Source organism: Streptomyces netropsis (assembly GCF_014203545.1).
Taxonomy (GTDB): Bacteria; Actinomycetota; Actinomycetes; order Streptomycetales; family Streptomycetaceae; genus Streptomyces; species Streptomyces netropsis.
The window spans coordinates 220,777-242,824 of the sequence record NZ_JACHJG010000006.1 but is presented as its reverse complement, the minus strand read 5'-3'; the positions used below and the strand labels follow the sequence as shown (position 1 = coordinate 242,824).

Here is a 22,048-nt window from a genome sequence, read left to right as displayed (position 1 = left end):
TCCGCCTGTGCTCCGCAGCCGGACGCCTCACGTGATCTCCAGTCGGCCTCCCGTGCCGAGGTGCTCGACTTCCTCACCAACGAGCTCGGAATCTCTCGATGACAGTTGACCGCCTTCGACGGCCGCCGGATGCCCCGCGCAGGTAGCCATGCCGACCACCGAACCCGATCGACGCACCGGAAGCGGGACCATCAATGCCCAACGATGAAGAGCTGCTCGACTACTTGAAGCAAACCGCCGCGAATCTCCACGAGGCGCGGCAGCGGGTGCGTGAGCTGGAGGACGGCGAGCGCGAGCCGATCGCGATCGTGGGGATGAGCTGCCGTCTGCCCGGTGGTGTACGTACGCCGGAGGAGTTCTGGGAGCTCCTCGACGCGGGTGTGGACGCGGTGTCGGAGTTTCCGGAGGACCGCGGCTGGGACCTGGAGAACCTGTTCGACCCGGACCCGGACGCGCCGGGCAAGTCGTACGCACGTGAAGGCGCGTTCCTTCAGGGGGCCGGCGAGTTCGACCCGGGGTTCTTCGGGATCTCGCCGCGTGAGGCGCTGGTCATGGATCCGCAGCAGCGGTTGCTGCTGGAGTGCTCTTGGGAGGCGGTCGAGCGGGCCCGGATTGATCCCGGGGCGCTGAAGGGCAGCCGGACCGGTGTCTTCATAGGTTCCAACGGCCAGGACTACGGCACCCTGCTGCTGCGCGCGGACGAAAGGTCGCACGGCTACCTGGCCACCGCGGCGTCGGCGAGCGTGATGTCAGGGCGGATCTCCTACGCGCTGGGGCTGGAGGGCCCGGCGATCACGATCAGCACGGCCTGCTCGTCCTCGCTGGTGGGCATGCACCTGGCAGCGCGTGCGTTGCGGGCCGGGGAGTGCGAACTGGCCCTGGCCGGCGGTGTGACGGTGATGCCGACGACTCGGCTGTTCGAGGTCTTCTCCCGGCAGCGGGGCCTGTCCGCCGATGGCCGATGCAAGGCCTTCGCCGAGTCCGCCGACGGAACGGGATGGGGCGAAGGCCTGGGGATTCTGCTCCTGGAGCGGTTGTCGGACGCGCAACGCAACGGCCATCGAGTGCTGGCGGTGGTGCGGGGTTCGGCGGTGAATCAGGATGGTGCGTCGAATGGTCTGACGGCGCCGAACGGTCCGTCGCAGCAGCGGGTGATCCGGGCGGCGTTGGCGAGTGCGGGGCTTGGTCCGTCCGATGTGGACGTGGTCGAGGCGCATGGCACGGGCACCCGTCTGGGTGACCCGATCGAGGCCCAGGCCCTACTGGCTACGTACGGGCAGGGACGACCCGCGGACCGTCCGTTGTGGCTGGGGTCGGTGAAGTCGAACGTCGGTCATGCGCAGGCGGCCGCCGGTGTAGCCGGTGTGATCAAGATGGTCATGGCGATGCGGGCCGGTGTGCTGCCGAGGACGTTGCACGTGGAGGAAGCGTCGTCCGAGGTGGACTGGTCGTCGGGTGCGGTGCGACTGCTGACCGAGGCGCAGGACTGGCCCGTCGAGGACGGTCGTCCGCGCCGTGCCGGGGTGTCGTCGTTCGGCATCAGTGGGACGAACGCGCACGTGATCATCGAAGAGGCCCCGCAGGAGGACGAGCCCTCGACTGATGCTGTGGCGCCCGCGGGAGCTGTGGTGCCGTGGGTGGTGTCGGGGCGTACCGAGGATGCGCTGCGCGAGCAGGCGGGGCGGTTGGCTTCGTTCGTGTCGGACCAACCCGGCGTGAGTCTGCCTGATGTGGGTTGGTCGTTGGCGTCGACGCGGAGTGCGTTCGAGCGTCGTGCGGTGGTGGTGGGCTCGGGTCGTGGTGAGCTGCTGGCCGGTCTTTCCGCTGTGGCGGAGGGGCGTTCGGTGGCGAACGCGGTGACGGGTTCGGTTGCCGCGGGTGGTCTGGGGTTTGTTTTCGCTGGTCAGGGGAGTCAGCGGTTGGGTATGGGCCGGGGGTTGTATGAGCGGTTCCCGGTGTTCGCGGAGGCGTTTGACGAGGTCTGCGCGTCTCTGGATCCGGGGCTGCGTGAGGTGGTCTTCGGTTCGGACGCAGAGACATTGGATCGGACGGTGTGGGCTCAGGCAGGGTTGTTCGCGCTTGAGGTGGCGTTGTTCCGGCTGTTCGAGTCCTGGGGTGTCAAGCCTGGCTATCTCATTGGTCATTCGATTGGTGAGTTGGCGGCTGCTCATGTGGCGGGTGTGTGGTCGCTTGAGGATGCGTGCCGGGTGGTGGCTGCGCGAGGCCGCTTGATGCAGGCGTTGCCCGCTGGCGGTGCGATGGCGGCGGTGCAGACCGACCCCGCGGAGATCACTGACCTGCTCGGCGATGACCTGGTCGTGGCGTCGGTGAACGCACCGGGGCAGATCGTGGTCTCCGGCGCTGAGGCGGCGGTGGACCGTGTGGTGGCTGCGGTGAAGGGGCGGGGTGGTCGTGCGCGTCGTCTGGCGGTGTCGCATGCGTTTCATTCGCCGTTGATGGAGCCGATGCTGGAGGAGTTCCGGCAGGTTCTCAAGACGGTGGAGTTCCGTAAGCCGACGCTGCCGGCAGTCTCCAACGTGACAGGTACGTGGGTTGACCCGCAGGAATGGTGCTCGCCCGAGTACTGGGTGCGGCAGGTCCGCGAGCCCGTCCTCTTCGCCGACGGCGTGCGCACTCTTCTCGACGCGGGTGTCACGACTTGGGTGGAGCTCGGGCCGGCAGGGGCTCTGACCTCGATGGTCGCCCACTGCGCCGACACCGAAAACGTTGCCACTGCGGCTGCACTTCGCCCCGGTCACGACGATGTATCCACGGTCCTGGCAGCCCTGGCCACAGTCCACGTCAACGGTCACACCGTCGACTGGTCCCCCCTCTTCCCTCACACCCGCACCATCGACCTGCCCACCTACGCCTTCCAGCACCAGCACTACTGGGTACGTACCGGCGCGAGTGGTGCCCAGCCGGCGGAGGTCGGTCTCGCCGATGTGCGTCATCCGCTGCTGGGTGCCGCCGTCAGCATCGCGGGTGACGACAAGGTCGTGCTCACCGGACGACTCTCCCTGCGCACCCACCCGTGGCTGGCCGACCACACCGTGCTGGGTTCGGTGCTGTTGCCCGGTACCGCGTTCGTCGAGCTCGGCATCCGGGCCGGTGACGAGGCGGGCTGCCCCGTCCTACAGGACCTCACCCTGCATCAGCCGTTGGTGATTCCACAGCGGGGTTCGGTGCAGGTTCAGGTGGCCGTCGGCGCGCTCGAGAGCGACGGCAGGCGCGCGCTCACCGTGCACTCGCGGCCGTACGACGAGGCCGCCGAGCACGAGTGGACGCAGCATGCGAGCGGCCTGTTGGCTCCCGGCCGCGCTCCGGAGCCTCTTCTCCCGGCCGCCGCCCCGTGGCCACCGGCACAGGCACAGGCCGTCGACCTCGGCGACTTCTACGCGGGGCTGGCCGAGCACGGTTACCACTACGGCCCGCTGTTCCAGGGCCTGCGGGCCGTGTGGCGGCAGGCCGACGAGATCTACGCCGAGGTCACGCTGCCCGAGACGGCCGGTGCCGAGGCGGCCAGGTTCGGCATGCATCCGGCCCTGCTCGACGCGGCCCTCCACGCGGCCCGGCTGGGCGGGTTCCACGAGCAGCCCGATGCGAAGTACCTCCCCTTCGCCTGGTCCGGTGTGGCCTTGCGGACCCGGGGTGCCACCGCCGTGCGGGTGCGGATCTCCCGGGCGGGCACCGATGCCGTCCGGCTGGACGTCACCGACACCGCGGACCGGCCGGTGCTGGCCGTCGACTCGCTGACCCTGCGACCGGTGTCCGCCGCGCAGCTCGGCACCGGAACACACGATGCGCTGTTCCGGCTCGACTGGACGCCGGTGCCCGCCGCCGACGGCTCCGGGCTGCACGTCGTCACCGCCGGCAGCCTGCGGGAGGCGGAGGCCCTCGCCCGTGGCGCCGACGTCGTGGTGGTGCCGTGCTTCGACGCCGGCACCGTTCATCAGGCCACCCACGAGGCGCTGGCCCTGCTGCAGGGCTGGCTGGCCGCCGACACCGGCGCGAAACTGGCGCTGCTCACTCATGGTGCCGTCGCCGTCGCCGGCGAGGTGCGCGATCTGGCCCACGCGCCGCTGTGGGGGCTGGTCCGTACCGCCCAGACCGAGCACCCCGACCGTTTCGTCCTCATCGATGTGGACGACCCCCGGCCCGCGGCGGACGCCCTTGCCGCCGCCGTCGCCACCGGAGAGCCCCAACTGGCGGTCCGTGACGGCGCGGTCCTGGTGCCCCGGCTCGCCGCCGTCACCACCACGCAGCAGGCATCGCCCGAGTGGAACCCCGACGGCACCGTGCTGATCACCGGCGGATCCGGGGCTCTCGCCGGGCTGGTGGCCGCGCACGTGGTGCGGAGTCTGGGCGTACGCAGGCTGATCCTCGCGAGCCGCAGCGGCAGGCCGGCCGCCGGCACCGAGCTGCTCGACGCGGAGATCACCTCGGTGCGTTGCGACGTGTCCGACCGTGACGCCCTCGCCGGGCTGCTCGCGTCGGTGCCCGCCGCGCATCCGCTGACTGCGGTCGTGCACACCGCCGGTGTGCTGGACGACGGCGTCCTCCACGCCCTGACACCCGAGCGCATCGACACCTCCTTTGCCGCGAAGGTCGACGGGGCCCGGCACCTGCACGAGCTGACGGCCGGCCTGGACCTGGCGGCGTTCGTGCTGTTCTCCTCGGCATCGGGCGTCCTCGGCTCCGCCGGCCAGGGCAACTACGCGGCCGCGAACGCCTACCTGGACGCGCTGGCGACCCATCGCCGGGCGCTGGGCCTGCCCGCGGTCTCGCTCGCCTGGGGGCTGTGGGCCGAGCACGGAAGCATGGCCCGGGACCTCGGTGACACCGAGCTGACCCGGATCTCCCGGATCGGCGTCGCCGCGCTGACCTCCGAGGAGGGCATGCGGCTGTTCGACGCCGGACGGTCCTCCGAGCACGCGGTGCTGGTGCCGATGCGGGTGGACAAGGCGATGCTGCGCGAGCGACGGGACCAGCTCCCGGTGCCGATGCGCGGCCTGGTCCGGGGAGCGGACCGTGTCCGGCGGAGCTCCCCGGCGGCCGGTGGGCTCGCCGGGGTGTCCGGCGCCGACCGTTCGCGGATGGTGCTCAACATCGTGCGTACCGCCGTCGCCGACACGCTCGGCTACAACGCCGCCGACGGCGTGCGGCCCGACCAGAACCTGCACCAGGCGGGCTTCGACTCCCTCACCGCGGTGGAGTTCCGCAACCGGCTCGCCGCGGCCACCGGCCTGCGGCTGCCCGCCACCCTGACGTACGACTACCCCAGCCCCCGGGCCATCGCCGAGCACGTGCTGGAGCTCCTGACCGTCGCGGAGCCCGAAGCTCCGGTGGTCGCCAGGGCCCCCGCACCGGCCGACGACGACCCGGTCGTCATCGTGGGCATGGCCGGTCGCTACCCCGGAGGCGTCCGCACCCCCGAGGACCTGTGGGACCTGGTCCTCTCCGGTGGTGACGGGATCTCCGAATGGCCGGCCGACCGCGGTTGGGACGTGCACGGCCTGTTCGATCCCGACCCCGACGCCGCGGGCAAGTCGTACGTGCGCGAGGGCGGATTCCTGCACGACGCGGCCCGGTTCGACGCCGGGTTCTTCGGGATCTCGCCCCGCGAGGCCCTGGCGATGGACCCCCAGCAGCGGTTGTTGCTGGAATGTTCGTGGGAGGCGCTGGAGCAGGCGGGTATCGATCCCACCGCTCTCAAGGGCAGCCGGACCGGGGTGTACGCGGGTGTGATGTACCACGAGTACGCCTCCCGGCTGGGTGCGTCTCCCGAGGGGTACGAGGGCACGCTCGGCACCGGAAGCGCGGGCAGCATCGCCTCGGGCCGCATCTCCTACACGTTCGACTTCGTCGGACCGGCGGTCACCGTGGACACCGCGTGTTCGACCTCCCTGGTGGGGCTGCACCTGGCCGCCCAGTCGCTGCGGGCCGGGGAATGCGAACTGGCCCTGGCGGGCGGCGTGACGGTGATGCACACTCCGCGTCCGTTCGTCGAGTTCTCCCGCCAGCGAGGGCTGGCCGCCGACGGCCGCAGCAAGGCGTTCGCCAAGGCCGCCGACGGTGTGGCCTGGGGCGAGGGCGTCGGGATCCTCGTGCTGGAGCGGTTGTCGGACGCTCGGCGCAACGGCCATGAGGTGCTGGCGGTGGTGCGGGGTTCGGCGGTGAACCAGGATGGTGCGTCGAATGGTCTGACGGCGCCGAACGGTCCGTCGCAGCAGCGGGTGATCCGGGCGGCGTTGGCGAGTGCGGGGCTGGGTCCGTCCGATGTGGATGTGGTCGAGGCCCATGGGACGGGCACCCGGCTGGGTGACCCGATCGAGGCCCAGGCGCTGCTGGCCACGTACGGGCACGGACGGCCCGCGGACCGTCCGCTGTGGCTCGGATCGGTGAAGTCGAACATCGGACACACCCAGGCTGCTGCTGGTGTGGCCGGTGTGATCAAGATGATCAAGGCGATGCGGACCGGTGTGCTGCCGAGGACGCTGCACGTGGACGAGCCGACGCCGGACGTCGACTGGTCCTCCGGCACCGTGCGGCTGCTCACCTCGCAGCAGGACTGGCCCGTGGGCGACGGTCGCCCGCGCCGCGCGGGGGTGTCCTCATTCGGCATCAGCGGGACCAACGCGCACGTGATCCTCGAGCAGGCGCCAGAGGAACGGCCGGCCGACGCCGAAGCACCCGTCGTCGGCGTGGTGCCGTGGATGGTGTCGGGCCGTACCGAGGAGGCACTTCGGGCGCAGGCCGCCCGGCTGGCCGGGCATGTGTCGGCCCGTCCGGAGCTGAGCGCCCTCGACGTGGGGTGGTCGTTGGTGTCCACCCGCAGCGCGTTCGAGCACCGCGCGGTGGTGGTGGGCCGGGACCGGGAGGAATTGCTGGCGCGCCTGTCGGCGGTCGCCGCCGATGGCGCCCACCCGGCTGTGACCGCCGGTGACGACGGCGTGGTCATGGTGTTCGCCGGCCAAGGATGTCAATGGGCAGGCATGGGCACGGCGTTGCTGGAGTCGTCGCCGGTCTTCGAGGAGTCGATGCGGCGGTGCGCCGACGCCCTGGCACCGTTCGTCGATTTTGAGTTGACGGACGTCCTGGGTGACGAGGCGGCCCTGTCCCGGGTCGATGTCGTGCAACCCGCGCTGTGGGCGGTGATGGTCTCGCTCGCCGAGCTCTGGCGCTCCTGTGGCGTCACGGTCGCCGCGGTGATCGGGCATTCGCAGGGTGAGATCGCGGCCGCCGCCGTTTCCGGTGCGTTGTCTTTGGAGGATGCCGCGCGGGTGGTGGCGCTGCGGAGCCGGCTGATCGCGGAGAAGTTGTCGGGTCTGGGTGGGATGGTGTCGGTCGCCCTGCCTCGCGATGAAGTCGATGCGATGGTGGGGGCGTTTCCGGGGGTGTCGGTCGCGGCGGTCAACGGTGCCTCGTCCACCGTGGTCTCCGGCGATGTCGCCGGGCTGGACGGCATGCTGGCCACCTGCGTGGAACAGGGCGTACGCGCCCGGCGGATCGACGTGGACTACGCCTCGCATTCCGCGCAGGTGGAGTTGATCCGGGAGGAGTTGCTTTCCCTGCTCGCCGGTATCTCCCCGCAGGCGTCGGAGGTCCCGTTCGTGTCGACGGTGACCGGTGAGCGGATCGATACCGCTGAGCTGGGGCCGGAGTACTGGTACCGCAACCTGCGGCAGACCGTCGAGTTCCGGGCCGGTGTCGAGCACCTGCTGGGCCTGGGCCACGATGTCTTCCTGGAGTCCAGCCCGCACCCGGTGCTGACGGTGGGCATCGAGGAGACCGCCGACCGGGTCGTCGTACTGGAGAGCCTGCGCCGTGGCGAGGGCGATCTCACCCGGATGGTCACGGCGGCCGCCGAAGCCTGGACCCGCGGTGTGACGATCGACTGGACGCCGTTCGTCGCCGGTGGCCACCGGGTGGAGCTGCCCACCTACGCCTTCCAGCACCGGCACCACTGGCTCGATGCCGCGCCCGGACAGACAGGCGACGTGGCCGCGGTCGGGCTGGGGGAGGCCGGACACGCGCTGGCACCCGTGACGGTGGAGCTGCCGGGCGGACAGTCGGTGTGGACCGGACAGCTGTCGACGCGGACCGTGCCCTGGCTGGCCGATCACACGGTCCTGGGATCGGTGCTGCTGCCCGGTACGGCCTGGGTGGAGCTGGCGCTGCACGCCGGTCACCAGGTCGGCCTCGGGTGCGTGGAGGAACTGACCCTGCAGGCCCCGCTGGTGCTGGACGGGACGGCCCCCGCACAGATACGGGTGGTGGTCACCGAAACCGGCGACGCCGACCGCCGGGCGGTGTCGATGCACTCGCGGGGCGCGGACGGGACCTGGACGACGCATGCGGAGGGATTCCTCGGCGTCGAGGGGCCCCGGCCGGACGACCTCCTCGTGTGGCCGCCGGCCGGGGCGACCCCGATCGACGTCGACGGCTTCTACGAGACCCTCGAGGTGGCCGGCTACCACTACGGGCCGGTCTTCCGCGGCCTGCGGCGCGCCTGGCGGGCGGGCGACGAGGTGTTCGCCGAGATCGAGCTGCCCGAGGGCACCGGTCCCGACGGCTACGGCATCCACCCCGGGCTGTTCGACGCGGCCCTGCACGCCCTCGCCTGCGAGGGGAGGACGGCCGCGCACGGCCCGGGCGAGACCCGGTTGCCGTTCTCCTTCACCGACGTCCGGCTGTTCGCGACCGGCGCGACCTCGCTGCGGGTGCGGCTCGACCCGAAGGAAGCCTCCTGGCAGGCATGGGACGCCGGCGGACTCCCGGTGTTCGGCCTCGGGCGGCTCGTCACCCGCCCGGTCGGTGCCGCGCAGCTGGCGGTGAAACGCGCCGGAACCCTGTTCAAGGTCGCCTGGGAGGACACGGCCCCGGTCGCCGGGCCCCCCGGGACCTCCTGCGCGGTCCTGGGCGCGGACACCCTCGGTCTCGGCTCCGCTCTGCGTGAAGCGGGCTGGCGGGTGGACACCGCCGCCGGCCCGGCCGCGGTGGAGGCTGTGCCCGACGTCGTACTGCTTCCCTGCGACCGGCCCGAGCACGACGACGTTGAGGTGCCCGCCGCCGTCCGCGCGGAGACCGGACGCGTGCTCGACGTGCTGCAGGAGTGGCTCGCCGACGCCCGCTTCGCCGACTCACGCATGGTCGTCGTCACGCGCGACACACCGTCCGGCGACCTCGCCCACGGCGCCGTCAGAGGCCTGCTGCGCTCGGCCCAGGCCGAGCACCCGGACCGGATCACCCTCGTCGGTCTCGACGACCACCCCGCCTCGCTCGCCGCCCTGCCCGGCTTCGTGATCACCGACGAACCCGAGATCGCGATCCGTGCCGGAACGGGGAGCGTGCCCAGGCTCGCACGGCTCCACGAGCCCGGCGGGGGCGGTTCGCTGGGCACCGGCACCGTCCTGATCACCGGAGGCACCGGCACCCTGGGCGGACTGCTGGCCCGGCACATCGTCCAAGTGCACGGCATCACCAGGTTGTTGCTGGTAAGCCGCCGGGGTCCGGCCGCCGACGGCGCCGAGGGGCTGCGTGCCGAGCTCGGCGCCCTGGGCGCCCACGTCGACATCGTGGCCGCCGACCTGGGCGATCGTTCCGCTGTCGCCGACGTACTCGCCGGAGTGGACCCACGGCACCCGCTGTCGGCCGTCGTGCACGCCGCCGGCGTGCTGGACGACGGTGTGCTCGGCACGCGGTCCTCGGGATGGCTGGATACGGTGCTGCGTCCCAAGGCCGACGCGGCATGGCACTTGCACGATCTGACTGCACGTCAGTCATTGAGCGCGTTCGTGCTATTCTCCTCCGCATCTTCGGTGCTTGGCGCCGCAGGTCAGGCCAACTATGCTGCGGCCAACGGGTTTTTGGACGCCCTCGCCGTCCACCGCGTCAATCAGGGTCTGCCCGGACTGTCGCTGGCGTGGGGGCTGTGGGCCCACCGCAGCGAGCTGACCGAAAAGGTCGGGTCCCCGTCACGCAACATCACCGTCGCCGGCGCGCTGTCCACCGAAGAGGCACTGGCGGCCTTCGACGCCGCGCTCGGCACAGGTGATGCGTCGGCGGTGCCCATCCGGATCGAATCGGTCTCCACGCAGGACGTTCCGGCGATGCTGCGTGGTGTGGTGCGGGTGCCGCGCCGGGCGGTCGCGGCCGCGGAGCCCTCGGGCTCGCGGGACGGTCGGTTCGCCCATCGGCTGACCGGCCTGAGCCCCGAGGAGCGGCTGCGGCTGGTGCAGAACGTCGTCCTGGGCGCGGTGGCCGCGGTGCTCGGTCACGAGAGCCGGGACGCGATCACACCGTCGCGGGGGTTCCTCGAGCTGGGGTTCGACTCCCTGACCGGGGTGCGGTTGCGCAACAGTCTGGCCAAGGAGCTGGGTCTGCGACTGCCCGCCACCACGGTGTTCGACCATCCCAGTCCCGGACAACTGGCCGCCCACCTGGTGGAACTGCTGGTGGGCACGGTCGACACCACCGCGCTGGCGCTGGAGCGGCTGGACGAGCTCCGGCGCAGCGTCACCGGCCCTGCGCCGGGTGACCTGGACCGGGAGCTGGTCGCGCAACGGCTGACGGCCCTGCTGGCGGAACTGCGGCCGCCGACGGGGCCGGAGGCTGACGCCGGTGACCTGGACGCCGCCTCGGCGGACGAGATCTACGCCTACATCGACAACGAGCTGGGGATCGGAGGTGCGCAATGAACGGCGACACCAAGGCACTTGACTACCTGAAGCGGGTCACCGCGGATCTGCGGTCCGCTCGGACGCGGCTGCGGGAACTGGAGTCCGTGGCCACCGAGCCGATCGCCATCGTGGCCATGGCCTGCCGCTATCCCGGCGGCGTCCGGACGCCGGAGGACCTGTGGGACCTCGTCGCGCAGGGCAGGGACGCGATCGCGCCCTTCCCGGCAGACCGGGGCTGGGACGCGGACCTGTACGACCCCGACCCCGACGCGCCCGGCAAGTCCACCGTGAGCGAAGGCGGATTCGTCTACGACGTCGCCGACTTCGACCCCGCCTTCTTCGGGATCTCCCCGCGTGAGGCGCTGGCGATGGACCCGCAGCACCGCCTGCTGCTGGAGTGCTCGTGGGAGGCGCTGGAGCGGGCGGGCCTCGCCCCGGAGTCCCTCCAGGGCACCCGGACCGGTGTCTACACCGGGCTGATGACGCACGAATACGCCACCCGGCTCCCCGAGATCGACGAGGACCTCGAGGGGTTCGTCGGGGTCGGCAACGCGGGGAGCGCGGCCTCCGGGCGCGTCGCCTACACCCTCGGGCTGAACGGCCCCGCCGTCACCGTGGACACGGCCTGCTCGTCCTCGCTGGTGGCCCTGCACCTGGCCGCGCGTGCGCTGCGGACCGGGGAATGCGAACTGGCGCTGGCCGGGGGAGCGTCGGTCATCTCGGCGCCCACGGTGTTCACCACTTTCAGCAGGCAGCGCGGACTCGCGGCGGACGGCCGCTGCAAGCCCTTCTCGGCCGCGGCGGACGGTACGGGCTTCGGCGAGGGCGTCGGCGTCCTGGTGCTGGAGCGGCTCTCCGACGCGCGGCGCCACGGGCACGACGTGCTGGCCGTGCTGCGGGGTTCGGCGGTCAACCAGGACGGTGCCAGCAGCGGCTTCACCGCACCGAGGGGCCCGTCCCAGCAGGAGGTCATCCGGCAGGCCCTGGCGGACGCGCGACTGTCGCCGGACCAGGTCGACGCCGTGGAGGCCCACGGCACCGGCACCACCCTGGGCGACCCCATCGAGGCCCAGGCGCTCCTCGCGGCCTACGGACAGCGGCGGCCGGCAGGACGTCCGCTGTGGCTGGGGTCGGTGAAGTCGAACCTCGGCCACACCCAAGGCGCCGCCGGTGTCGCCGGCGTGATCAAGATGGTCATGGCCATGCGGGAGGAGACCCTGCCCCGGACGCTGCACGCGGACGAGCCGACCCCGGAGGTGGACTGGTCCTCGGGGGCGGTGCGGCTGCTGACGGCACAGCGGGAGTGGCCCGCCGCGGACGGGCACGTGCGCCGGGCCGGGGTCTCCGCGTTCGGGATCTCCGGCACCAACGCCCACGTGATCATCGAGCAGGCTCCGGACGAGACCACCGACGACACGGTGGCGCCCGAAGTGCGCGCAGCGCACGAAGCCGACGTGGTGCCGTGGGTGTTGTCGGGCAGGTCGGGCGAGGCGCTGCGGGCGCAGGCCGCGCGGTTGGCGGCGCACGTATCCGCTCACCCCGAGCTGAACCCGGTCGACGTGGGCTGGTCGCTGGCCGCCACGCGCAGTGCGTTCGAGCACCGCGCGGTGGTGGTGGGCCGGGACCGGCAGGAGCTGCTGGCGAGCACGTCGGCGGTGGCCGCCGGTGGTGAGAACCCCGGTGCGACGGTCACCCGGGACGGTGTGGTGCTGACGTTCGCCGGTCAGGGCTGTCAGTGGGTCGGTATGGGCAGGGCCCTGCTCGAATCGTCCGCGGAATTCCGGGAGTCGATGCGGCGGTGTGCCGAGGCGCTGGCACCGTTCGTCGATTTTGAGTTGACGGATGTGTTGGACGACGAGGCGGCCCTGTCCCGGGTCGATGTCGTGCAGCCCGCGTTGTGGGCGGTGATGGTGTCGTTGGCCGGGCTGTGGCGGTCGTGGGGTGTGCCGGTCGCTGGGGTGATCGGGCATTCGCAGGGTGAGATCGCGGCCGCCGCGGTGTCGGGTGCGTTGTCTTTGGAGGATGCCGCGCGGGTGGTGGCGTTGCGGAGCCGGCTGATCGCGGAGAAGTTGTCGGGTCTGGGTGGGATGGTGTCGGTCGCGCTGCCTCGCGTTGAAGTAGATGCGATGGTGGGGGCGTTCGCGGGGGTGTCGGTCGCGGCGGTCAATGGTGCTTCGTCCACCGTGGTCTCCGGTGATGTCGCCGGGCTGGACGGGCTGCTCGCCTCGTGCGAGACCAAGGGGATCAGGGCGCGCCGTATCGATGTGGACTACGCCTCGCACTCCGCGCAGGTGGAGTTGATCCGGGAGGAGTTGCTTTCCCTGCTCGCCGGTATCTCCCCGCGGACGTCGGAGGTCCCGTTCGTGTCGACGGTGACCGGTGAGCGGATCGACACCGCTGAGCTGGGGCCGGAGTACTGGTACCGCAACCTGCGGCAGACGGTGGAGTTCCGGGCCGGTGTCGAGCACCTGCTGGGCCAGGGACACACGGTGTTCCTCGAGTCCAGCCCCCACCCCGTCCTCACCGTCGGCATCGAGGAGACGGCCGACCAGGCAGTGGTGCTGGAGAGCCTGCGCCGCGACGAGGGCGACCTCACCAGGATGGTCACGGCGGCCGCCGAAGCCTGGACCCGGGGCGTACCGGTCGACTGGACGCGGCTGCTGGCCGGCGGCCGACGGGTGGGCCTGCCCACCTACGCCTTCCAGCGCCGGCGCCACTGGCTGGAGGCCCCGGACCGGCCCCGGACGGCCGCAGACCAGGGCGACCAGGACTTCTGGACCGTCGTGGAGGAAGAGGACGCCGACCGGCTGGCGGACATGCTGCGCGGCCCGGCCGGCGACGACCTCCGCCCGCCGCTGAAGGACGTACTGCCCGCGCTGTCCACCTGGCGCCGGGAACAGCGTCGCAAGTCCACCGTGGACGGCTGGCGATACGCCGTCGCCTGGAGGCCCGTCGCCGATGCCCCCGTCCCGGCGGGCCTGGCCGGCCCCTGGACCGTGGTGGTGCCCGCCGGATACGAGCACGACGCCGTCACCGCCTGGACCTGCTCGGCACTGCGCAACCACGGAGCCGACGTCCAGTGCCTGGTCCTGGCGCCGGGGGACACACGGCAAGCGCTCGCCGAGCGGCTCGGTGCCGCCCGGCCGGCCGGGCTCGTGTCCCTCCTGGGGCTGGACGGGAACCCGCACCCCGGCCACGAGGCGCTGCCCGGCGCCGTGCAGGGCACCGTGCTGCTCGTCCAGGCGCTGACCGACGCCGGGGTGCGGGCCCCGCTGTGGTCGCTGACCCGCAACGGTGTCACGGCGACCGGCACCGACCCCGTGGGCTCCACGGCGGCCGCGCAACTGTGGGCCCTGGCCCGCGTGGCGGGCCTGGAGCACCCCGAACTGTGGGGCGGCCTGCTCGACCTGCCCTCCGAACCCGACGACCGCTGCGCCGCGCTGCTGGCCGGCGCGCTGGCGGCGCGGGACGGCGAGGACCAGCTCGCGCTGCGCCCGGCGGGCCTGCTGGCCCGGAGGCTGGTACGGACGCCCGCACCGGACGGTGCGCCGGCCCCCGCCTGGCGTGCGCGTGACACCGCGCTGGTCACCGGCGGAACCGGTGGCCTCGGCGGCCACGTCGCCCGCTGGCTGGCCCGCGCGGGCGCGGAGCACGTGGTGCTGGTCAGCCGCCGCGGAGCGGACGCGGAGGGCGCGGAACAACTGCGCGACGACCTTGCCGCACTCGGCGTCCGGGTCACCATCGCCGCCTGCGACGTCGCCGACCGGGAGGCGCTGGCCACGCTCGTCGAGCACGTCCAGGCGGCCGGCCCGCCGATCCGTACCGTCGTTCACACGGCGGGCTCCGGCCGGTCGGCGCGACTGGCGGACACCGACGCCGCCGAGATCGCCGCCGTGCTCGCGCCGAAGGCGACCGGTGCGCGGAACCTGCACGAACTGCTCGGGGAACTCGACGCGTTCGTCCTGTTCTCCTCCGGTGCCGGAGTGTGGGGCAGCGGCGGCCAGGGAGCCTACGCGGCGGCCAACGCCCACCTGGACGCGCTCGCCGAACAGCGCAGGAGCCAGGGGCTGGCGGCCACCTCCGTGGCCTGGGGCGCCTGGGCCGGTGGTGGCATGGCGGCGGGAGCCGCCGAGGAATGGCTGCACAAGCAGGGTCTGCGCTTCATGCCGCCGGAGACCGCGATCGGCGCCCTGCACGAGGTCCTCGACCGCGACGAGGGCACGGTGGTCGTCGCCGACATCGACTGGCAGGCCTTCGCTCCGCGCTACGCCTCGGCGCGGTCCCGGCCGCTGATCGGTGAGATCCCCGAGGCCCGCCCCGCGCGGGAGACGGACGCGGTGGAGCAGGCCCCGGACCTGGTGGCCAAGCTTGCCGGGCTGTCGGGCGACGAGCGGCGCCGCGCACTGCTCGCCGACGTACGGGCCCAGGCCGCGGTGGTCCTCGGGTACTCCGCTGCGGACGCCATCCCGGCCGACCGGCCGTTCCGCGAGCTCGGCTTCGACTCGCTCACCGCGGTCCGGCTGCGCAACCGGCTCGCGGCGGCCACCGGGCTGGCCCTTCCGGCCACCCTGGTCTTCGACCACCCGACCTCGGCGGCGCTCGCCGCGCATCTCGGCTCCCGGCTCGCGTCGGACGACAACGCGGCCCGGTCCGCGCTGCTCGACGAGCTGGCCGGGCTGGAGTCCGCGGTCGCGTCGCTGACCGCGGACACCCTGCCCACCGTCGTGCCGGACGCCCAGGAACGGTCGGCGCTCACCGTGCGGCTGCGTGCCCTGCTGACCAAGTGGGAGCAGGCGCAGGGCAATGAGCAGAACGCTTCCCGAGAACAGGTCGACGACGTGAGCGACGACGATCTCTTCGACTTCATCGACGCCAAGTTCGGCCGTTCGTGACCTCTGTCGACTACCACGCGAAAAGGACGGGTCTCTCCATGGGGGACGAGCAGAAACTCCGCACCTACCTCCGGCGCGTCACCGCCGATCTGGCGGACGTGACCGAGCGGCTGCGGCAGGCGGAGGACAAGAACTCCGAGCCCATCGCGATCGTGGGCATGGGCTGCCGCTATCCGGGCGGGGTCCGTACGCCCGAGGAGTTCTGGGCACTGCTCGACGAAGGCGTCGACGCGGTGGCCGGATTCCCGGACGACCGGGGCTGGGACCTGGAGAACCTCTACGACCCGGACCCCGACGAGCCGGGCAAGTGCTACGTCCGCGAGGGCGGGTTCCTGTACGACGCGGGCGAGTTCGATGCCGCGTTCTTCGGGATATCCCCGCGCGAGGCGCTGGCGATGGACCCCCAGCAGCGCTTGCTGCTGGAGTGCTCCTGGGGCGCGCTGGAACGTGCGGGCATCGCCCCGGCGTCCCTGCGCGGCGAGGACGTCGGCGTCTACATCGGCGCCTGGAACAGCAACTACGGCAAGACGAGCGGGGCGGAGAGCTCCGAGGGACACCTGCTGACCGGCAACGCCTCCAGCGTCGTCTCCGGTCGGGTCTCCTACGCCCTGGGCCTGGAAGGCCCCGCGGTCACCGTGGACACCGCCTGCTCTTCCTCGCTCGTCGGCCTGCACCTGGCTGCCCAGGCGCTGCGGGCCGGGGAATGCGAACTGGCCCTGGCCGGCGGTGTGACGGTGATGTCCACTCCCTTGTCGCTGGTGTCCTTCTCCCGGCAGCGCGGACTGGCGCTGGACGGCCGCTCCAAGGCCTTCTCGGCGTCCGCCGACGGCATGGGCATGGCCGAGGGCGTCGGCGTGCTGGTGCTGGAGCGGCTGGCGGACGCCCGGCGCAACGGTCACGAGGTGCTGGCCGTGCTGCGCGGCTCGGCGGTCAACCAGGACGGCGCGTCGAACGGTCTGACCGCGCCGAACGGCCCGTCGCAGCAGCGGGTCATCCAGGCGGCGCTGACCAACGCCCGGCTCGCCCCCTCGGACGTGGACGTGGTGGAGGCGCACGGCACCGGCACGGCCCTGGGCGACCCGATCGAGGTGCAGGCCCTGCAGGCCGCCTACGGACAGGGCCGGCCGGAAGGCCGTCCGCTGTGGCTGGGGTCGGTGAAGTCGAACGTCGGTCATACGCAGGCCGCGGCCGGCGTGGCCGGTGTGATCAAGATGGTGCTGGCCATGCGCGAGGGCGTGCTGCCCAGGACCTTGCACGTCGAGGAGCCGACGGCAGAGGTGGACTGGTCCGCCGGTGAGGTACGGCTGCTGGCGGAACATCAGCAGTGGTCCGCGGCGGACGGACGTCCGCGCCGGGCCGGGGTGTCCTCGTTCGGGATCTCCGGCACCAACGCCCATGTGATCGTGGAGGAGGCGCCGCCCGTCGAGGCCTCCACCGTCGACGTCGAACCGGACGCCGACGTGGTTCCCTGGGTGCTGTCCGGCCGTACCCCGGAGGCGCTGCGGGCGCAGGCGTCCCAGCTGGCCGCGCACGTATCGCAGCTGAACCCGGTCGACGTGGGCTGGTCGCTGGCCGCCACGCGCAGTGCGTTCGAGCACCGCGCCGTCGTGGTGGGCCGGGACCGGGACGAGCTGCTGGCGGGCCTGCGGGAAGCGGCCGACGCCGACGACGGCCCGGCCGTGGTCGACACCGACGGCGGTGTGGTGCTGGTGTTCGCCGGTCAAGGCTGTCAGTGGGTCGGCATGGCCAAGGCGTTGCTGGAGTCGTCGCCCGTCTTCGAGGAGTCGATGCGGCGGTGTGCCGAGGCGCTGGAGCCGTTCGTCGACTTCGCGTTGAAGGATGTGCTGGACGACGAAGCTGCCCTGGCCCGGGTGGAGGTGGTACAGCCCGCGTTGTGGGCGGTGATGGTGTCGTTGGCCGGGCTGTGGCGGTCGTGGGGTGTGCCGGTCGCTGGGGTGATCGGGCATTCGCAGGGTGAGATCGCGGCCGCCGCGGTGTCCGGTGCGTTGTCTTTGGAGGACGCCGCGCGGGTGGTGGCGTTGCGGAGCCGGCTGATCGCGGAGAAGCTGTCGGGTCTGGGCGGGATGGTGTCGGTCGCCCTGCCCCGGGACCAGGTCGTGCCGCTGCTGGCGGACTACCCGGGAGTGTCGGTCGCGGCGGTCAACGGCGCCTCGTCCACCGTGGTCTCCGGCGACGTCGCCGGGCTCGAAGGGCTGCTCGCCTCCTGCGAGACCAAGGGGATCAGGGCCCGCCGTATCGATGTGGACTACGCCTCGCACTCCGCGCAGGTGGAGCTGATCCGCGACGAGTTGCTGGAGGTTCTCGCGGGGATCTCCCCCCGGACGTCCGAGATCCCGTTCGCGTCGACGGTGACCGGTGAGCGGATCGACACCGCTGAGCTGGGGCCGGAGTACTGGTACCGCAACCTGCGGCAGACGGTGGAGTTCCGGGCCGGTGTCGAGCACCTGCTGGGCCAGGGCCACACGGTGTTCCTCGAGTCCAGCCCCCACCCCGTCCTCACCGTCGGCATCGAGGAGACCGTGCACGAGGCCGGCGCGCGGGCCGTGGTGCTCCACACCCTGCGCCGCGACGAGGGCGACCTGACCAGGATGCTCACCTCCGCCGGTGAGGCCTGGGCGCGCGGTCTGCCCGTCGACTGGCTGTCCCTGCTGGCCGGCGGCCGACGCGTGGACCTGCCGACGTACGCCTTCCAGCGGGAGCGCCTGTGGCTGGATCCGCCGCGCGCCCAGGCCGGCGACGTCGGCGCGGTCGGGCTGGTGGAAGCCGGGCACGAACTGCTGCCCGCGGCGGTGGAACTGCCCGGCGGGCAGTGGGCGTGGACCGGCAGGCTGTCGCTGTCGGCCCACCCGTGGCTGGCCGACCACCAGGTGCTCGGGTCGGTGCTGGTCCCGGGCGTGGTGTGGGTCGAGCAGGCCCTGCACGCGGGCCACCAGGTCGGATTCGGCTGCGTCGAGGAACTGACGCTGCAGGCACCCCTGGTGCTCGACGAGTCGGAGCCGGTGCACATCCGGGTGGTCGTCGCCGACATCGGTGAGGAAGGCCGGCGGTCGGTGTCCGTGCACTCGCGGGGCGCGGAGCAGGAGTGGGTGACGCACGCCGAGGGCTTCCTGACGGCCGAGGGGCCGCAGCAGCCGCAGAGCGTGGCCGTGTGGCCGCCCGCCGGGGCGACCCCGGTGGAGTCCGACGGGTTCTACGAACGGCTCGACGACGCGGGATACCGCTACGGAACCGTTTTCCAGGGAGTCCGCAGGGTCTGGCGGGCGGGCGACGACCTGTTCGCCGAGGTCCAGCTGCCCGAGGACGTCGACGTGGAGGGCTTCGGCATCCACCCCGGCCTCTTCGACGCCGCACTGCACACCGCCGCCGTCGGCAACCTCGGCGCCGGCGAGACCCGGCTGCCGTTCTCCTTCGCCGACGTACGCCTGTTCGCCACCGGCGCCAGGTCCCTGCGGGTGCGGGTCGGCCCGGCCGCCGACGGGCAGGGCATGTCCTGGCAGGCCTGGGACGCCACCGGACTCCCGGTGTTCACCCTCGGCAGTCTCGCCACCCGGCCGGTCAGCGCCGACCAGCTGTCGGCCAAGCGACCGGAATCGCTGTTCAAGGTGACCTGGGACGAAGCCGTCCCCGTCGTCGGGGCGGCCGCCGCCGCACACGGCGTGATCCTCGGCGACGACCGGATCGGCCTCGCCGACGCCCTGCGCACGGCGGGCTGGAAGGTGGACACCGCCACCGGTCCGGCCTCCGTCGAGGAGATCCCCGAGATCCTCGTACTGCCGTGCGCGGCTCCGGCCCCCCACGACGACGACCTTCCCGCCGCGGTCCGGGCGGTCACCGGGCACGTCCTGGGCGTGATCCAGGAGTGGCTCGCCGACGACCGGCTCGGCGACTCCCGCCTGGTCGTCGTCACGCGCAACGCCCTGCCGCGCGACCTGGTCCACAGCCCCGTCTGGGGCCTGGTCCGCTCCGCGCAGACCGAGAACCCCGGGCGCGTCACCCTCGTCGACGTCGACGACCACCCCGACTCGTCGGCGGCCCTGGCCGACGCCGTCCTCTCCGACGAACCCCGGATCATGATCCGGGCGGGCAAGGCGACGGCCGCCCGGCTGGTGCGGGCCACGGCCCCCGACCTCGTACCGCCCGCCGGAGCGGACGCCTGGCGGCTGGAGATCACCGAGCCGGGCACCTTCGACAACCTCACCCTGGGCGTCTACCCGCACGCCGAGAAGCCCCTGGCGGACAACGAGGTCCGCGTCGCCGTGCACGCCGGCGGCCTGAACTTCCACGACGTGGTGGCCGCGCTGGGCATGGTCGACGACGACCTGACGCTGGGCCGCGAGGCCGCCGGTGTGGTCGTGGAGGTCGGCGGCGCCGTGCCGGACCTGTCCCCCGGAGACCGGGTGATGGGCATCCTCTCCGCGGGCTTCGGACCGCTGGCGGTGACCGACCACCGCTACCTGGCGCGGATCCCGGCCGACTGGACCTTCGCCCAGGCCGCCTCGGTGCCGGCGGCGTTCCTCACCGCCTACTACGGCCTGAGCGACCTCGGCGGTGTCGGCGAAGGCGACCGCGTGCTGATCCACGCCGCCGCCGGTGGCGTCGGCATGGCCGCCGTGCAGATCGCCCGGCACCTGGGCGCCGAGGTCTTCGGCACCGCCAGCCCCCGGAAGTGGGGCACGCTGCGCGAACTGGGACTCGACGACGCGCACCTGTCCTCCTCCCGCACGCTCGACTTCGAGGAGAAGTTCCTCGACGCGACCGGCGGACGCGGCGTCGACCTCGTACTGAACTCGCTGGCCAGGGAGTTCGTCGACGCATCGCTGCGGCTGATGCCCGGCGGCGGCCGGTTCGTCGACATGGGCAAGACCGACATCCGCCGGCCCGAGCAGGTGGCCGAGGCCCACCCCGGCGTCACCTACCGCGCCTTCGACCTCGTCGAGGCGGGCCCGCAGCGGACCGGGGAGATGCTCGCCGAGATCGTCCGGCTGTTCGAGGCCGGGGAGTTCAGTCTGCTGCCGATCACCCAGTGGGACGTGCGCCGGGCGCCGGAGGCGTTCCGCCACATCAGCCAGGCCAAGCACGTCGGCAAGATCGTCCTGACCGTTCCCCGTCCCCTCAGGACGGACGGCACGGTGATGGTGACCGGAGCCTCCGGCACGCTGGGCGGCTTCGTCGCCCGGCACCTGGTCACCGAACACGGTGCGACGCGACTGCTGCTGCTCAGCCGCGGCCCCGAGCGCACCGAACTGGTACGCGAGCTGACCGAGCTCGGCGCCACCGCCACCTGGGCCTCCTGCGACGTGGCCGACGCCGCCGCGCTGGAACGGGTGGTGAGCGCGGTCGACGAGCGGCACCCGCTGGTCGCGGTGGTCCACTCGGCGGGCGTGCTGGACGACGGCGTGATCGACAAGCAGACCCCCGAACGCCTCGACACCGTGATGCGCCCGAAGGTCGACGCCGCGTGGAACCTGCACCGGCTGGTCGGCAACGCCCCGCTGACCGACTTCGTGCTGTTCTCCTCGGCCAGCGGCGTACTCGGCGGAGCCGGTCAGTCCAACTACGCCGCGGCCAACGCCTTCCTCGACGCCCTGGCCGAACACCGGCGCACCGCCGGCCTCGCCGGACAGTCGCTGGCCTGGGGGCTGTGGACCGACCGCAGCACCATGACCGGCCAGCTGGGCTCCACCGAGCTGGCCAGGATCGCCCGCAACGGTGTCGCCGAGATGTCCGAACAGGACGGACTGGCGCTGTTCGACGCCGCCCGCGAGGCCGGCGAGGCGCTGCTGCTGCCCATGCACCTGGAGGTCGCCAGGCTGCGCGGGCGCGGCGGAGAGGTGCCCGCGATGTTCCGCAAGCTGGTGCGCTCCTCGGCCCGGCGCACGGTGACCGCCGCCGTGCAGAACTCCGGCCTGGAGCAGCAGCTCGCCTCGCTGTCCGCGGCCGAACGCGCCGAGGTGCTGGTCGGCCTCGTGCGCGACCACGCGGCGGCGGTGCTCGGCCACGGCACCTCCGACGCGATCTCCGTCGACCGGCCGTTCCGCGAGCTGGGCTTCGACTCGCTGACCGCGGTGGAACTGCGCAACAGGTTCTCCTCCCTCACCGGGCTGCGGCTGCCCGCGACCGTGGTCTTCGACCACCCGACGCCGCAGGCACTGGCGACGTACCTCGGCGGCCTGCTGGCCACCGACGCGGCGTCCCCCACCGAACCGGTACTGGCCGCGGTCAACCGACTGCGCGGGGACCTGCGGGCGCTCGCACCGGACGCCGACGGCGTCGACGACGTGACGATCCAACTCGAGGCGCTGCTCGCCGAGTGGCGCGAGGCGACGGCCGCCCGGGACCGGGTGACCGGGTACGACCTGTCCGAGGCCACCGACGAAGACCTCTTCGCGCTGGTCGACAGCGACATGGGGGAGTCCTGATGACGGCCGGGACCACCGAGACGAAACTCCGTGA

The 22,048-nt window shown here is 72.5% G+C and carries 3 protein-coding genes; all 3 read left to right on the top strand.

The features are described from left to right. Positions 1–194: 194 nt before the first annotated feature. From FHS38_RS16740 to FHS38_RS16730, 3 genes are read left to right on the top strand one after another with little or no spacing between them, the layout of a single operon-like run. Entirely contained in the window at positions 195–10,700 is a 10,506-nt protein-coding gene (locus tag FHS38_RS16740; protein ID WP_184734365.1) for a type I polyketide synthase, read from the top strand. Continuing rightward, positions 10,697–15,574 carry a type I polyketide synthase gene (locus tag FHS38_RS16735; protein WP_184734364.1) on the top strand — a complete coding sequence of 1,626 codons (4,878 nt, stop codon included), beginning with the start codon at positions 10,697–10,699 and terminating at the stop codon, positions 15,572–15,574. The genes FHS38_RS16740 and FHS38_RS16735 overlap by 4 nt, the downstream gene beginning before the upstream one ends. Positions 15,575–15,612: 38 nt before the next feature. Continuing rightward, positions 15,613–22,014, top strand: coding sequence for a type I polyketide synthase (locus tag FHS38_RS16730; RefSeq protein WP_184734363.1), 6,402 nt, complete (start codon positions 15,613–15,615; stop codon positions 22,012–22,014). Positions 22,015–22,048 lie beyond the last annotated feature (34 nt).

Bases quoted from the DNA above. Each gene is read 5' to 3' on its own strand.
- FHS38_RS16740 (WP_184734365.1), top strand. From the start codon at position 195: ATGCCCAACGATGAAGAGCTGCTCGACTACTTGAAGCAAACCGCCGCG.
- FHS38_RS16730 (WP_184734363.1), top strand. From the start codon at position 15,613: ATGGGGGACGAGCAGAAACTCCGCACCTACCTCCGGCGCGTCACCGCC.
- FHS38_RS16735 (WP_184734364.1), top strand. From the start codon at position 10,697: ATGAACGGCGACACCAAGGCACTTGACTACCTGAAGCGGGTCACCGCG.